At 51.5% G+C, this 15303-nt stretch carries 12 protein-coding genes and 1 riboswitch; of the genes, 2 read left to right on the top strand and 10 right to left on the bottom strand.

What is annotated here, in order from left to right:
• Positions 1-32 precede the first annotated feature (32 nt).
• Positions 33-488: a DUF6265 family protein gene (locus tag ATY27_RS12305; RefSeq protein ID WP_208930939.1), complete on the bottom strand. Its 456-nt coding sequence runs from the start codon at positions 486-488 to the stop codon at positions 33-35.
• Between the two features lie 168 nt (positions 489-656).
• On the opposite strand from ATY27_RS12305, the gene ATY27_RS12300 reads away from it, so the two are divergent.
• Positions 657-1265, top strand: coding sequence for a hypothetical protein (locus tag ATY27_RS12300; RefSeq protein ID WP_208930938.1), 609 nt, complete (start codon positions 657-659; stop codon positions 1263-1265).
• Here ATY27_RS12300 and ATY27_RS12295 read toward each other — a convergent pair.
• The 4 genes from ATY27_RS12295 to ATY27_RS12280 all read right to left on the bottom strand — a co-directional run bounded on the left by ATY27_RS12295 (position 1262) and on the right by ATY27_RS12280 (position 9568).
• Positions 1262-1831: a TMEM165/GDT1 family protein gene (locus ATY27_RS12295; protein ID WP_208930937.1), complete on the bottom strand. Its 570-nt coding sequence runs from the start codon at positions 1829-1831 to the stop codon at positions 1262-1264. The two genes, ATY27_RS12300 and ATY27_RS12295, sit on opposite strands and share 4 nt — an antisense overlap.
• A gap of 3 nt (positions 1832-1834) precedes the next feature.
• Positions 1835-2018, bottom strand: a riboswitch (yybP-ykoY riboswitch).
• Between the two features lie 98 nt (positions 2019-2116).
• Positions 2117-5197 (bottom strand): efflux RND transporter permease subunit, encoded by a 3081-nt coding sequence (locus ATY27_RS12290; protein ID WP_208930936.1) that lies wholly within the window; start codon positions 5195-5197, stop codon positions 2117-2119.
• A gap of 13 nt (positions 5198-5210) precedes the next feature.
• Positions 5211-8432 carry an efflux RND transporter permease subunit gene (locus tag ATY27_RS12285; protein WP_208930935.1) on the bottom strand — a complete coding sequence of 1074 codons (3222 nt, stop codon included), beginning with the start codon at positions 8430-8432 and terminating at the stop codon, positions 5211-5213.
• Positions 8433-8500: 68 nt separating this feature from the next.
• Positions 8501-9568 (bottom strand): efflux RND transporter periplasmic adaptor subunit, encoded by a 1068-nt coding sequence (locus ATY27_RS12280; protein ID WP_208930934.1) that lies wholly within the window; start codon positions 9566-9568, stop codon positions 8501-8503.
• A 323-nt stretch (positions 9569-9891) separates the two neighbouring features.
• Here ATY27_RS12280 and ATY27_RS12275 point away from each other — a divergent pair, with 323 nt between their 5' ends.
• Positions 9892-11355 carry an outer membrane protein transport protein gene (locus ATY27_RS12275; RefSeq protein WP_244151289.1) on the top strand — a complete coding sequence of 488 codons (1464 nt, stop codon included), beginning with the start codon at positions 9892-9894 and terminating at the stop codon, positions 11353-11355.
• 85 nt (positions 11356-11440) lie between these two features.
• Here the strand turns inward: ATY27_RS12275 and ATY27_RS12270 are convergent, their stop codons facing one another.
• From ATY27_RS12270 to lgt, 5 genes are all read right to left on the bottom strand, one after another.
• Positions 11441-12400, bottom strand: coding sequence for a DUF4097 family beta strand repeat-containing protein (locus tag ATY27_RS12270; protein WP_208930933.1), 960 nt, complete (start codon positions 12398-12400; stop codon positions 11441-11443).
• A gap of 22 nt (positions 12401-12422) precedes the next feature.
• On the bottom strand, positions 12423-12920 hold the full coding sequence (locus tag ATY27_RS12265) for a hypothetical protein (protein ID WP_208930932.1): 498 nt from the start codon (positions 12918-12920) through the stop codon (positions 12423-12425).
• Positions 12910-13422 (bottom strand): RNA polymerase sigma factor, encoded by a 513-nt coding sequence (locus ATY27_RS12260; RefSeq protein WP_208930931.1) that lies wholly within the window; start codon positions 13420-13422, stop codon positions 12910-12912. Before ATY27_RS12260 ends, ATY27_RS12265 begins: the two co-directional genes overlap by 11 nt.
• Positions 13423-13627: 205 nt before the next feature.
• Positions 13628-14461 (bottom strand): thymidylate synthase, encoded by an 834-nt coding sequence (locus tag ATY27_RS12255; RefSeq protein ID WP_208930930.1) that lies wholly within the window; start codon positions 14459-14461, stop codon positions 13628-13630.
• Positions 14458-15297 (bottom strand): prolipoprotein diacylglyceryl transferase, encoded by an 840-nt coding sequence (lgt, locus tag ATY27_RS12250; protein WP_244151288.1) that lies wholly within the window; start codon positions 15295-15297, stop codon positions 14458-14460. Before lgt ends, ATY27_RS12255 begins: the two co-directional genes overlap by 4 nt.
• Between the last annotated feature and the right edge of the window lie 6 nt (positions 15298-15303).

The raw sequence follows: 15303 nt of genomic DNA, 5'->3' as shown, positions 1-15303 counted from the left end.
ATACTCAAGTATTCTGCTGAATGCGACTGCCATTACTGGCTGGTTTGCCGCTTAAATTTCAGCTGAAAGCCTTTGCCGGCGCCGTCTGACACATCCACGGACAAGCGGTCGTTATCTGCCTGATAGACCAGCCTTTTCGGGAAATCATGCGCCGGATTGTCGAACTGCAAGCGGCTTGCACTGCATTCAGTCAGGGCAAACGCCACCGGCAGCGGGTTGTGGCTGACCTTCGCCAGATAAAACCACTGCCCGCTCATCCGCAGCAGCCGCAATTCTTCACGTCCGGTCTCAGCACCGGCCTGATTAACTGTGCGGCCCTGCCCCTGCCAGTTGTTGACATCGAGTTTGCTCCACTGCTCCTGCCAATAACTGCCTTTTTGATTAGCGTCGCTTTGCCAGTGACCGGCAAGCACAGTGGCAGGCGAACATTCGGCCTGACAGGGCTGGCTCAACAACAGACTAAAAGGGATCAATACCAGACGCAGCATGATTTCTTTCCAAAAGATAAGGGGCGTTGCAGCAGACTATAGCGCTGGCCGCCCTGCGCTTCCACAATGCAGTTTTTCAGCCGCCACAGATGCCACAGCATATTAAGTCACTGTTAATTTTAAGCCGCCTAGATTGGCTGTGATCCCGCCACAATTCAGGACAGCCAAATGATCACCCGCAGCGTCTTACCCGGTTTGTTATTGCTCCTTTCGCCTTTTGCTTGTAGTTCCAGCCACGCCCACTCTGTCGTTTATGTCGATGACCCGGATGTGTCCTGGTTATCTCCATATGTCAGTTATGAAGCCAATGATCTTGGTCAGATCACCACCCTCGGCGGGTTGTTTCAGACCGGTCGGCATTTTCAGCTGGCGGTTGGCGTTGCGACTTACCAGAGTGACAATAACGGCCAGCATAACGGTTATCAGCCGGAGCTGGATTTTGTCAATCTGGACACCTCCGTACGGGTCGGTGTGTTTGACAACATCAGCCTGTATGGTGAAGTCGGTCTGGCGTTGGATGAACTGATCTTTGATGAAGAAGAGGAGGATTATTATGATCGCTGGGGTGGTCATTATGAAAAGATGGGACCGATTGACTGGTTCGCCGGCGTAGGCGCCGGCATCGAACTCAATAACCTGTCCCTGCGTGCTTTTGGCCGCTACCGCTATTTGCGCAGTTATGAGCAAGAATATCTGGCGGCGCTGGACCCTTGGGTCCATGGCCAGCCAGATGATGGTCAATGGTTTGCCGGCGTGGAGCTGAGCCTGCGGTTTTAAATCCAGGCCATGCCTTTTGCAATCGTCAGCACACCTAACAGCATAAACACGCCGCAAGCCACGCGGCGTGCCCAGTCCAGTGGCACTACTTCCAGAATATACTTGCCGAAATACACCACCGGCACATTGGCCGCCAGCATGCCCAGAGTGGTACCAATGATGACCAATGTCGTTGCATCATAGGTTGCAGCCAGGATCACAGTGGCAATTTGCGTTTTATCCCCAATTTCCGCGAGGAAAAACAACACGGTGCTGGCAGCAAAAGCCCCGTATTTCAGCATGGCGTTTTCTTCGCTGTCGTCTTTATCCGGGATCAATAACCACAAAGCCACAGCGATAAAAGAGCCGCCTAATAACCAGGCATGCCAACCCGCCGGGATAAACTGCGCAACCCAGGCACCAAACCAGGCTGACGCTGCGTGATTGAGTAAAGTTGCGACTAAAATGCCAGCCACTATCGCGCCACGGGCACGAAACCGGGCGGCAAGGAATAACGAAAGTAGCTGGGTTTTGTCACCGATCTCCGCGATAGCGACACCGGTAAAAGAGGAAATAAAAGCGTCCATTTGGGTACTCAGCGGGATTAAGCCAAAGACAACGTTGTGGCTCCCGCATTGGGCCACGACGCTGTCTCAGGTCTCATCAGAACATTGCTGTTGCAAGTCCCGCTGCCGCCATGTGCATTGGCACAAGTATGTTGACGGCAACCCATAAGCAGGGTGCTTATGGCGATTACTCCCCCAAGTCAGGAAGCGTGCATTCTAAGCAGCGGCAAAACGTCAGGCAAGTAAAATATGCAAATACAGAAACAACGGCAGCGCGGAACTATTGCGCTGCCGCAGACTGGATGATCAGCTTTCTGATTTCGCCGCTTTTGGCAGCCAGCGATCAGCACGGTTGCGCGCACGGACATTAAACCGGCTCCACCACATGCCGAGTCTAATTAGTCCCCAGTATGTTAATGGCACCAGTAACAAACTGGTCAGCGTCGAGAACACCAGCCCCCCAATGATCGCGATTGCCATCGGCGCATAACCGGGGCCACCACCACCGATAGTCGCATCGCCAAATGCCAGTGGGATCAAGCCTAGTACCGTGGTCGACACTGTCATCAGGATGGGCCGCAACCGCGCTTCACAGGCCTCAACAATTAACGGTACCAAGGCCGCGTCCGGCTGTTCCTCACGCATCTGGTTGATGCGGTCCACCAATACAATACCGTTGTTGACCACAATGCCCATCAGTACCAGCATGCCGATCATCCCCATGATGCCCATGGTTGTTCCGGTGACTAAAAATGCCCAGAACACGCCGACCATCGAGAATAACAGCGAGCCAATCACCGCAGTTGGCAATAACAGACTTTCAAACAACGCCGCCATCACCAGATAAATCATCGCAACAGCCAGTAGCATGTTAATTTGCATAATGCCCTGCGCTTCATCCTGATACTGGAAGCTGCCTTCAAACGACCAACTATATCCTGGCGGTAACTGCAGTTGTTCCATCACTTTTTTGATCTGGTCTTTCGCATCATCCATTTTCAGGTCTTTGTTCAGGTTCATGCCAACAGCGAGGCCGGTCTGCCGGTTAAAGCGGCGGATCTCACCCAAACGGTCACTGACCGTTAATGTTGCAACCTCGGCCAGGCGAACCACTTCGGTGCCTTGTTGTTTCACCGGAATAGATTCCAGTTCCTGTCTGGAGTGACTTACTTTTTCGTCGTACAACACCCGTAATTGCACTTCGCCTTGATCCAGGGTGCGGAAAGTTCGCAGGTTATTACCACGTAAGGCCAGACTAATCGCTTGCGCCACATTTTGGGCAGTCAGGCCCTGACGCTGTAATTCGTCGTGTTTCAGCCGGATCTGCAGCTCTTTCTGTCCCCCCTGCACTTCAGAACGCACATCTTCCAGCCCTTTAATTTGGCTCAGTACAGGCACCAGTTCCTGTGACAGTTTGGTCAGTTGTTGTGTGGAAGGACCCAGTAAATGCAGTTGCATCCCACCGCCGGCATCACCCCAGCCAAACTGTGGTTTTCCGCGCACCAGCACCGGCCAATCTTTACGGATCGCATCTTTCACCTGCTGTAATGGCACCGGTAATTTGTCGATAAACATGATGGTAGACACGGCAAATCCCGGTGTGTAATAGCTGTACACCGAATCGATATAGAATTTCTCTTTGTTGGCATACAAATAGGACTCCATCCGGCTGACTTCCTGCTCGACTTCCGCCAGCGCATAGTTCGACTGAATGTTGTAGTTCAGGAACAGCCGGTTGGTATCGCCTTCATTCTCATCGCCGCCGGAAATAAACTGCATCGGGATGGCAATACTGAACAACAATGCGACCGCAATCAGCGTCGACCAGCGCGGATGTGCCATAGTCCAGCGCAAAGTACGGCCATAAAATTTATCCAGTTTCGATGGCTCAGCATGTTCAGCCCCGGTGATACTTTTAATCCGGGTTGATAACAACGGAATCAACGTCAATGCCATCAGCAAAGACACCGTCAGCGCAATAGTGATAGCAATCGCGACATGTTCAAGAAATACCGTCACATCGACTTTCTGACCTATGATGTTGGGCAAAAACACAATCGCAGTGGTCGCAGTACCTGCCAGCACTGCCAGACTGACCCGATAAACCCCCCGCTCGGTCGCCCGACGGACATCACCATCGAGCGCACGTTCGCGGAAAATACTTTCCACCACCACCACTGAGTTGTCGACCAGCATTCCCACCGCCAACATCAAGCCCATCATGCTGAGGACGTTCAGACTGTAGTCAAGGAAATACATCAGACCCAGGGTAATACTGATGGATACCGGCACCGACAACACCACTAACAATGTGGTAGGCGTGTGCCGTAAAAACAGGAACAACACAATAAATGATAACAATGCACCGATGGCGCCGGAGCTGAGCAAATTGGACAAACTTTCGGTCACGCCTTTGCCGGTATCATCCATCACATAGATATTGATGCCATTAAAAGCCGGATCTTTACCTGCCTGATCAATCACTTTCATTGCGGCGCGCGATACATCGACTAAATTGGCATTCGACTCTTTAAACACATTCATGCCGACCGCATAGCGCTGATCCAGCCGGCGGCCTTCGACGCGTTTAGGCAGTTCCAGTTTGATTTCCGCGACATCACCCAATTGCAGACCGCGGCCAATCGCCAATTGTTTGATCTGGTCCAGTGACTCAAATTCTCCAATTGGTTTCACCAGGATGCTTTCATCTTTGCTTCTGATCTCGCCGGCGGTCATGGCAAAGTTCTGTTGGTTCAGTGTCTGCAGCAGCTGGCCGGCATCCAGTTGCAATGCCCGCAGCCGTTCGGGCAGTAACCGGATCGTGACCTGACGTTTATCCACGCCATAAAGTTCCACTTTCGATACGCCCTGCACCCGCTCCAGTGGCCGTTTCACTTGCCGTTCCAGCAGGTCATACGCCATCGACAAGTCCCGCTCACTGGAAATACGCACCTGAAAAATCGGCATGTCATTGGTATTAAACTGAAACACCAGCACCCGCTCGACGTCTTTAGGTAACAAATGCCGGATGCCATCCAGTCGTTCGCGCACTTCAATACTCTTGGTATTGATGTTCTCTTCCCAATTGAATTCAAGACCAATTTCTGCAGAGTCTTCTTTCGAGAACGAGCGCATTTTTTTGATGCCGGTCACGGTCGACAACGCTTCTTCCACTGGTCTGGTGATCAGGCGCTCTATCTCTGCCGGCGTCGCATTCGGATAAGGCACATTGATATAAATTTCCGGGATATCAATGCCTGGAAAATTCTCCAGCGGCAACATCCGGCTGGCCAGTAAACCAAACACCAGAAATGATAAAAACATCATACACAGGGTAACCGGGCGGTTTAACGCGAACCGGGTGAGCGCTAATGGTTTATGTTCCATGACGGGTTACTCCTCAGACCGTTTTACGGGCGGTCAGGTGATAAATCACCGGGATAAAAAACAACGTCAGCAGCGTTGACAGAGACAAACCAAAAATTACGGTGATCGCCATTGGCGCGCGTAATTCAGCACCTTCGCCGCCAAACACCATTGGCAATAATCCCAGTACAGTGGTTAGTGTCGTCATCAACACCGGACGTAAACGGGTGCCACCGGATTCAATAATTGCGTCCGCTAATGCCCAGCCCTCAGTACGTAACTGGTTGATGCGGTCAATTAACACGATGGCGTTATTTACCACGATACCAGCCAGCATAATGAAACCGATAAAGACTATCACCGAGATGCGGGTATCTGTCAGCCATAAGCCAAGCACAGCGCCAGCACCAGCCAAAGGCACGGTGAACAGGATCAGCATCGGCTGTAACAGGTTTTCAAACTGGGACGCCATCACCAGATACACCAGGAATACGGCCAGCGCTAAAGCCACCATCAGTGAATTGTACGAGCGTTCCATTTCTTCACTCTGGCCGACCAGCGTCGCTGTCACGCCATAGGGCCACTGCTGGCTGTTTAAGACCTGACGGGCGCTTTGCGTTGCCTGCTCAAGGTCACCATAAGCGAGATTGGCACTGATCACGGCAACCCGTTGTTGACCAATGCGGGTGATTTCGCTCGGACCTATTTCACGGCTGATATTCGCGACTGCCGACAGTGGTAATGGTGATGCGCTACCCGGATTGATAATGATCTGTGCCAGTTCCTGTTCAGAATTACGGTATTGCTCGGCGAGGCGCACCCGGATATCGACTTTGCGATCCTGGATACTGAATTGACCGGCAACCTCACCACCGACGTAATTCGCGACTCGTTTTGCTACGTCAGAAGCTGTCATACCAAGTTGCGACAAGCGTGCATGATCAAAATGCAAAGTGATCTCCGGCTGACCGGCCCGCAAGCTGGATTTGATATCAGTAAAACGATCTTGCGCTTCCAGCGCCCGCGCAATTTGCTCTGACGCTGTTTTTAAACTGCCAAGATCGTGACCCGCCAGCTCAATTTCCAGTGGCGTCGAGAAGCTGAACAATTCCGGTGTATCAATTTTTGCTGTCACTTCCGGCATAGCGGCCACCGTATCCCGCATTGCCTGCATCACACGTTGTTCGTCTGCCGCGGTAGATCCGGTTTTTAAAACAATGTTTAACCGGCCCCAATGACTGCCGCCGATACTTGGGTCAACCGTCATTTGCTGACCGGTACCGGCCTGGGCATAAGTACGCTCAACTTGCGGTTCTTTCGCGGCTGCCGCTGACAGCTGTTTCAGTGCTTTGTCGGTATGCTCAATCGCCGTACCTACCGGCAAGTGCAGCTCGACATAGAACTCGCCCTGACTCATGGTCGGGATCACGTCAAAGCCAAGCCGTGGGACTAAGGCATAACAAGCCAGAGTGACAGCCAGAGTTACAGTCATGGTCATGGCGCGCGCCTGTAACAAGGCAGACAATACCCGGCGGTAACCCCGTTCCAGTAATACAATAAAATGCTGCACGCCATTCACTAACGGGCCGAATACTAAACTGCAAACCTTACACAACAAACGCCAAATCAGGGTCCATAGCGTGATAAAACCTGAGATCACTGCAGTCAGCAAGCGACCAATTAACCGCAGTGGCAACGCCAGCCGGTATTTCCAGTTTTTCACTGTGGCTGGCTTCTCCTCGGTAGCAGCTGCTGCCGATTCAGCCGCGCCAACCCGTTCACGAGCGGCCATCGCCGGGATCAGCGTCAGTGCCACCAATAACGAAGCCAGCAAGGCATAAGTGACGGTCAACGCCTGATCTTTAAACAGTTGGCCAGCCACCCCTTCGACAAATACCAGCGGAAAAAACACTGCGACAGTCGTTAATGTCGAGGCGGTGATCGCCATTGACACTTCGCTGGCACCTTTTTTCGCAGCTTCCAATGGCGCCATACCCTGTTCACGATAACGGGAGATGTTTTCCAACACCACAATGGCATTATCCACCAGCATACCAATTGCCAGCGCAATACCGCCCAGGCTCATGATGTTCAGACTAATACCCTGACTGTGCATCAGATTAAAAGTGGCAATCACCGACAACGGAATTGAAATAGAAATGACCAGTGTGGTCCAGACATTGCGAAGGAACAGATAGATCACCAGCATCGCCAGTAAACCACCTTGCCAGGCCGAGGTTTTCACTTCGTTAATCGCATCACTGATAAAAGTCGACTGGTCATACACCAGCGTCAGTTCGTAGCCAGTCGGTAAATTCTTCTTCAGGTCGTCCAGCCGCCCCAACAATGTTTTCGCCACTTGTACTGTGTTGGCATCACCTTCTTTATAAATGGCAATTTCAATCGCTTCTTTGCCGTTCACATAGGTAATACTGTTGCGGTCAACAAAGGCATCGCGAACTTCAGCGATGTCCGACAAACGGACATGGCTGCCATTAACAGTGGCGATATACAGGTTGCGCATTTCATCCAGCGTGGCGAATTGGTTAATGGTTCTGACCAGATAATCATGTGCCGCAGTTTCGAGTCGGCCGCCAGACTGGTTAATGTTCTGCTCTGTCAGGCGGGCATTGACGGTTTTAATATCCAGTTTCAGCTGCGCCAGCTTTTCATTGTCGATCAGTACCTGAATTTCCTGGGTCAGGCCACCATCCGGCCGCACTGCCGCAACACCAGTCAGCGATTCCAGACGACGGCGTAAATCTTCTTCCGCAAAGGTGCGAAGGGCTACTTGCTGTGCGCTTGACAGCCCGTCCGGCGCGTCGGTACGGGTCAGTGCTAAGCGTAAAATCGGATCCAGATTTGGATTAAAGCGCAGCAGCAGTGGTTTTTTGATATCCAGCGGTAACAACAAAACATCGAGTTTTTCCCGCACTTCCAGACCAGCCAGGTCCATGTCGGTACCCCAGTCGAATTCCATAATAACGTCGGAGCGGCCGGCACGGGATACCGATTCGACTTTGCGGATGCCTTTGACAATACCAACGGTTTCTTCAATTGGTTTACTGACCAGCTGCTCGACTTCCGCCGGTGCCGCACCAGCGTATTCGGTGCGGATTGTTAAAGTTGGATAAGACAAATCCGGCAGCAGATTGACCGCTAAACGCGACATCGCCACCAGACCAAACAACATGATCCCCAGGGTAAACATCCAAATCGTGACCGGACGGGCCACCGCGACATTGACCAGTTTCATAAGCACATTCCTGTTGTATTTTTTTATTGGAAGGACGGGAAGCGGAGCCGCTTCCCGTGTGGTCTGAATCAGCTGTTGCTGGCGATCACAGTGACGTTGCTGGCATCTTTCAGGCTAGCCTGACCTGCCGTCACTACTTCTTCACCTTCGGTGATACCGTCGGTAATTTCAATCATGGCATCGTTTTCGTAACCGGTTTTTACGGCTTTACGCAGCACTTTGCCATCTTTGACCACAAACACTGAACTACTGTTATCCATCGCCAGCACCGCCCGTTTTGGCACTAATAAAGCGGCAGCTTTCGTGTCGTATTGCAGTTCAATTTGGGCAAACATACCGGCTTTGAGGCTTAAGTCATCGTTTTGCACACCGATGGTGACCCGGGCAGTACCAGTGGTTGCATCAACAACTGGGGAGATGCGGATAATCTTTGCCTGTAACTGCGGCAGGCCGGCGAAGTTCAGATATGCGGTCTGGCCAACTTTGGCACGGGTCAACTGATGTTCAGGCAGATTAATCACTGCTTCAAGATATTGCTGTGACACTACATGGAACAGGGCTTTGGATGAAAACTCTGTAATCAGCTGACCAACTTTGGCGTACCGACGGGCAATCACACCGCTAATTGGCGCGATGATTTTGGTATCACGCAGCGCCAGTTCCTGCATCCGCACTGAAGCATCGAGCGATTCAACCTGCCATTTCAATTTGTCATAGACATCGGTGCTGACCAGTTTGCGCTGGTGCATTTTCTCTACACGTTCTAATTCACTTTTCAGCTGACCTAAGTCCGCTTTGCCTTTTGCCAGCGCCAGTTGCTGACGTTCGGTATCTAAAGTCGCCAGCACCTGACCGGCCTGTACATGATCCCCCTCTTCCACCAACAGGGTTTGCACAATGCCCGTGGCTTTACTGTTCACTTCAGCATCGGCTTTGGCTTCTAAGGTAGAGGTTGTGCGGTAGGTGCTGCTGATTTCACCACGGCTGACTTTGGCCGCTTCCACCGGGATACTGACCACGATGTCCTTTTTCTCGGTATCCGGACTGCTGTTGGCAGATTCGCAGCCGCTGAGCAGCAACGTCGAGGTCAATAATACCAGCGACATTGCTTTGGAAAGTTGAGAGATATTGTTCATGTTGAGTTCCTTGCCTGGTGGTCAAATTTTTAAACTGTGATGCTGGCAGTTTGCAGCTGTCGTGCCATGTCCGATATCATGAATTTTATGCTTTAAAATCATTAAGATATACAGCATTCAACTGGTACAGTTGCAACAAAATGTTTCGACACGATAGTAAATTCCGCTACTTATTAGTCGTTTAGCTCAAATGCCGCTTGCGACTAATCACACTTTTCTGCGATACGTTCCGCTATGCCACGCCGGTGAATCGCCTTATACTGCGGCGCCTTTACAACTGGTCCGTCCAGAAATCTTTTCCATTCACAGAGTTTGATGTCCTGATGAAAAAATCCAGTCTTGCCGTTTTGATCTCCGCAGTTTGTTACAGTCAGCTTATCCAGGCCGAAGGCTATAAACTTTTTGAGCAGTCCGTCAGTGCCATGGGCAATGCGTATGCCGGCCGGGGCGCGCAAATCACCGATGCCACATTGGTCTATTCTAACCCGGCTGCTATTACAGAATTATCAGCGGCGCAATGGGCTGGTGGAATAGATTTGATCCATGCCGAAACCAAATACAATCAGGTCAGTGCACAAAGTGCTGCTGGCTCTGCAGTAGTTGGTCGTGCCAATGGTCAGAATAGTTTGAATGAATTGGTGCCTTTTGTGTTTTACAGCACGCCGGTGGACGACCGGTTATCGCTTGGCGCCGGTTTTTATGTACCATTTGGCTTGTCGGCCGATTATCAGGACGATTGGGCCGGTCGATATTTCGCCGATGAAACTGCAATAGAAGTGCTGGCATTATCTGCAGTAGCCGGTTACAAACTGACCGAACGATGGTCTGTGGGCCTGGGCCTCAGCCTGAATCAGGCGGAAGGCACTTTGTCGAAATTTAAAGATCATAATGGTTTATGTGATCTGGGCGCAGGTATCAATCAACTGTACAAAGCCGACGTTTACAATCCAATGGTTTGTCAGAGCCATTACTCGGTAACTGGGGATGATTTGGCGCTCGGTTACAGCTTGGGCCTGCATGGTGAGTTAAACCCTGACCTTCGCGTCGCGCTGGCATATCACAGTGCTATCCGTTTTAATCTGCAAGGCGATTCTGTGATCAGCAACACGCCCGTTACAGGCGCGCAAGTTGCCGGTAATAGTAATTTTATCGTGGTAGGCCCGACATTACCTGCCATCAGCAAACAAACCGGAAAACTCGCCATCAATCCGTTGGCAACCGAAGCGAGTGAACTGGCTTTGACCACACCTGCCAGCCTGGCACTGAGTCTTGATCAGCAGCTCAGTCCCGAATGGTCGTGGCAAGCCAGTCTGAGCTGGACGCTGTGGAGTGATTTCCGCTCGATTGACATCATCAGCCGTGATACTGCCCCGTCCATTTCATTGTCCACCCAACAACCACAGAACCTGAATCAAGCCGGTTATATTGGCTATATTCCGGAACACTGGCGTGACAGTGTTTCAGCCGCGGTGGGCCTGAGTTGGCAAATCCAAAGCGATCGCACACTGAAAACCGGGCTGGCGTTTGACGAAAATCCGATCGAACAATCACATCGCACGGCACGGGTGCCGACCACTGATCGCATCTGGTGGACCATCGGTATGAACCAGCAGTTATCAGCCCACTGGACGTTAGATTTGGCCGCCGGTTGGATGTGGATGGACGCATTGAATATACGGGAACGCGAATACAATGTGCAGGAAGTCGCGTTGTATAAATCAGGTCTGAATGCGCATTTTAATAATGAAGCCTGGTTATTGGGCATGCAGCTGAACTATCGCTATTAAAGAAACACAAAGTAAAAGACCCACCTGTGGTGGGTCTTGCTTAACGACACGCCTGCAGCAACAATGCGGGCTGAACGAAGTCGGTTTAGTTTTTCTTCAGTTCAATTTCACCGGACACCGTTGAGATCTCAATATTACCTTCGCCGCTGCCGGTACTGAACTCCAGATGACGGCGTGGGCCATATTTGGCGCGGGTTGGTTTGTCGGCAGTCAGGCCATTGTCAATATCGCCGCCGGCACTGGCTTCCAGGTCAAACCGCGCACTGACGTCAGCATCCAGGGTCAGGCGGCTGGCACCGCTGACGCTGCTGGCAGATACTTTCGGTTGCTTACTGTTTTTCAGTACCGCACGGATCTCGCCATTGACGCTACTGAATTCCAGCCGCTCAGTACCGTTCAGGTCCAGCTTGCCTTCGCCGTTCACGACTTCCAGTTCAACTTCACGGGCGCTGCTTTGCGCAGAGATCTCACCATTAACAGACTCTACTTCCAGCGATCCGCTCGAGCCTTTATCGTTGATTTCACCGTTGACAGTGGTCAGATGTAACCGACCGGCATTGTCGACACTATTGATTTGACCATTGACGGTTTCCAGCACGATATCGCCTTTGAGTTTCTCGCCACTGACCGACCCGTTGACTGTGGTCAGCCTGGCGCCGCCCTCTACACCAACGGCGCTGACATTGGCATTGACGCCGCTGAATTTCAGCTCACTGCCAACCGGCACTTCAATCGTCAAATCTGAACCTTCCTGTTTCTCCGAATTCCAGCCGCTATACATAGTGCGTGGCATCTTGACCTGAAAACGGGTGACGCCTTTCTCTGAGGTCAGCTCATAGCCTTCAGCTTTTTCGTCCAGTGTACCTTTGACGCTGAATTTGTTGCCTTTGACGGCGATGATCCGCACTTCACCGCGCATATTTTCAATTTCAATTTTCTCAGTGGCACTGACGTTGCGGCTTTGGTCGATCGCCTCGCCGGCAGCCCAGGCAGGTGCCTGTAATAAGGCCAGCGCCAGCACTGTCAGTTTCAATTGTTGTTTCATTGATAGATCCATGGTCTTACTCCTAAGTCAGTTCGCTGGTTTTTACCAGTTTGGCAATGTAGTTAAGTTGTTGTTGTTGAAGTCTTTGTAATTGTTGAATTAATTTCTGGTCATCCGGCTGGAACTGTAATGCCAGCTCAATCTGCCCCTGGGCCTTGTCCCAGATTAACAGTTGCCTTGACCAGTCAGAAAAACCTTCCGGTACTTGTTGTAACCCTTTCAGCTGACGGGTTTGTTCAGCGTTCAGTTGCTGTTGTAGCTGCTGGCTGACCGCCAGTAGCAACCCGCTGTCATCGGTTGTTTCAACGTTTTCGAAGCTCAACTTCGGTTCGGTTACCGGTTGCTGTGGCCAAAACCACAGTGTCAGCACTGCCGCTGCGGCAACCCCCAGCCAATTGCGGTAAACCGGTTGACGGCGCGGCGCCAGTCGCTGTGACAGTTCTGGCCATAAATCGCGTGACGGTTCCAGCTCTGGCGCTAACTGTGAAATCAGTGCATCTAACTGCTGCTCAGTTTTCATCTAACCAACTCCGTAATAACTGTCTTGCCCGGTGATATTGGGCTTTACTGCTGCCTTCGGCGATGCCGAGCATTTCAGCAATTTCATTGTGCTGATAACCTTCCAGCGCGAATAACACAAAAACGGCGCGGGCCTGAGCCGGTAGCCGCAAAATTGCCTGCTCTAACTGCGGCATTTCCGGCACATCGAGATAACCCTGCTCTTCCGGTTCCTCATCAACAACTAATCGCATAACTTTGTTTTTTCGCCATAAATCGACAGCGGTGCGACTACTGATACTGTGTAACCAGGTCGAAAAGCTGCTGTCGCCGCGAAATCCCGGGAGTTGCTGCCAGGCCCGCACGAATGCTTCCTGAGTGGCATCTTCGGCTTGGCCGCGATCGGCCAGCAAGCGCAGGCAGATTGCATAAACCCTTCCTTTAAATTGATGATACAACTGATAAAAAGCTTGTTGATCACCTTTTTTTGCCTGATTAACCCAGGTTTCCACCTGTTGCTGCATCGGGATGCAATTTCCATCTTAAGTTGTTGTTGTCAGTGTAGTCGCAAGGCTGTTGCCAATGGTTTAAAGCACTGGCTAAAAATAATGAAATAAAACCATCGTGCGGATATTCAGCCGTTCAGAGCCGTTTTTTGCTGTAAAAAAGCCGGTTTAACACCGGCTCTGCTGGAAAACAATGAACTACCGCACTAAGGCTTTAACTGCGCTAGATCGCCACTGGCGCTTTGATATGCGGATGAGCCTGATAGTCTTGCAGTTCAAAATCGGCAAAGGAAAAGGCAAAAATGTCTTTCACTGCCGGATTCAGCTTCATCTGGGGCAATGGATATGGCGTCCGGCTCAGTTGCGTTTCGACCTGTTCTAGGTGATTCAGATACAGATGCGCATCACCAAAGGTATGGATAAAATCACCGGGGGTCAGGTCACAGACCTGAGCCACCATCAAAGTCAGCAAGGCGTAGCTGGCGATGTTAAATGGCACGCCGAGGAAAATATCTGCGCTGCGCTGATACAGCTGACAAGACAATTTGCCGTCATTGACATAAAACTGGAACAACGTATGGCAAGGTGGCAGCGCCTGTTTGCCCTGCGCTGCGTTTTCGCGCGGTGAGAACTGCGTATCCGGTAACAGCGCCGGATTCCAGGCGCTGACGATCAGCCGGCGCGAATCCGGGGTGCGTTTGATATCAGTAATCAGTTGACTGATCTGGTCGATCACCTGGCCATCGGCACCTTGCCAGCTGCGCCACTGCGCACCATAGACCGGGCCGAGTTCACCTTCGTCAGTGGCCCAGCCATCCCAAATCGACACGCCGTTGGCTTTCAGATAACCGATATTGGTATCGCCCTGCAAAAACCACAGCAGCTCATGAATTATCGATTTCAGATGGCACTTTTTGGTCGTGACCAATGGGAAACCTTCGGCCAGATTAAAGCGCATCTGATAACCAAACACACTAATAGTGCCGGTACCGGTACGGTCTGTTTTCCGGTGCCCCTGCTCCAGCACATGGCGCATCAAATCCAGGTACTGTTTCATGCTTTGCTCCCTTCGCGGCGATAACCCCAGACAATCAAGGCAATACCACTGAGGATCATCGGCATACAGAGCCACTGCCCCATCGACATGCCAAGGCTGAGGATACCAAGATGCGCATCCGGCTCGCGGAAAAACTCAATGCCAAAACGGAAGGTGCCATAACCCAACAGGAACAGACCACCGACATTGCCAGCCGGCGGATTGCGTTTTTTGTACCATACCAACAATAAAAACAGCACTATGCCTTCAAAGAAGAACTCATACAGCTGACTCGGGTGACGCGGTAAAGGGCCCGCGCCCGGAAATAACATAGCCCAGGGCACCTCTGCAGTGCGGCCCCACAATTCACCATTAATAAAGTTACCAATCCGACCGGCGCCAAGACCCAGTGGCAGCAACACGACAACAAAATCACCAAGTTGCAGATAACTTTTGTTGAATTTCCGGCTTAGCAGCCACATCGCGGTCAGCACGCCCAGCACACCGCCGTGAAACGACATGCCGCCTTCCCAGGTGCGGAACAGATACAGGGGGTCTGCCAGAAACTCGCCGAAATTGTAAAACAGCACGTAACCGACGCGGCCACCCAGCACGACGCCGAGGAAGCCATAAAACATCAGATCGCTGACCTGATCCCGCGTCCAGCCTGAGTTCGGCTTATCGGCAGCACGGTTGGCCAGATAATTGGCCATAACAAAAGCAATCAGATACATCAGCCCGTACCAACGGATACTGAGCGGACCCAGGCTGAAAATCACCGGGTCAATTTGTGGGAATACCAGATAAGATGGCGACATTGGACAACTCGTCAGCAGATAAAAAAATAAAGGCCACATGATACG

The sequence above is a fragment of the Rheinheimera sp. F8 genome (assembly GCF_001518915.1).
Note: the sequence above shows the minus strand (reverse complement) of the source record. Positions and strands in the feature narration are given on the sequence as shown.

What these genes read in the sequence shown, in the direction of transcription:
- ATY27_RS12305 (WP_208930939.1), bottom strand. Translation starts at nt 488, where the DNA reads ATGCTGCGTCTGGTATTGATCCCTTTTAGTCTGTTGTTGAGCCAGCCC.
- ATY27_RS12300 (WP_208930938.1), top strand. Translation starts at nt 657, where the DNA reads ATGATCACCCGCAGCGTCTTACCCGGTTTGTTATTGCTCCTTTCGCCT.
- ATY27_RS12295 (WP_208930937.1), bottom strand. Translation starts at nt 1,831, where the DNA reads ATGGACGCTTTTATTTCCTCTTTTACCGGTGTCGCTATCGCGGAGATC.
- ATY27_RS12290 (WP_208930936.1), bottom strand. Translation starts at nt 5,197, where the DNA reads ATGGAACATAAACCATTAGCGCTCACCCGGTTCGCGTTAAACCGCCCG.
- ATY27_RS12285 (WP_208930935.1), bottom strand. Translation starts at nt 8,432, where the DNA reads ATGAAACTGGTCAATGTCGCGGTGGCCCGTCCGGTCACGATTTGGATG.
- ATY27_RS12280 (WP_208930934.1), bottom strand. Translation starts at nt 9,568, where the DNA reads ATGAACAATATCTCTCAACTTTCCAAAGCAATGTCGCTGGTATTATTG.
- ATY27_RS12275 (WP_244151289.1), top strand. Translation starts at nt 9,892, where the DNA reads ATGAAAAAATCCAGTCTTGCCGTTTTGATCTCCGCAGTTTGTTACAGT.
- ATY27_RS12270 (WP_208930933.1), bottom strand. Translation starts at nt 12,400, where the DNA reads ATGAAACAACAATTGAAACTGACAGTGCTGGCGCTGGCCTTATTACAG.
- ATY27_RS12265 (WP_208930932.1), bottom strand. Translation starts at nt 12,920, where the DNA reads ATGAAAACTGAGCAGCAGTTAGATGCACTGATTTCACAGTTAGCGCCA.
- ATY27_RS12260 (WP_208930931.1), bottom strand. Translation starts at nt 13,422, where the DNA reads ATGCAGCAACAGGTGGAAACCTGGGTTAATCAGGCAAAAAAAGGTGAT.
- ATY27_RS12255 (WP_208930930.1), bottom strand. Translation starts at nt 14,461, where the DNA reads ATGAAACAGTACCTGGATTTGATGCGCCATGTGCTGGAGCAGGGGCAC.
- lgt (WP_244151288.1), bottom strand. Translation starts at nt 15,297, where the DNA reads ATGTGGCCTTTATTTTTTTATCTGCTGACGAGTTGTCCAATGTCGCCA.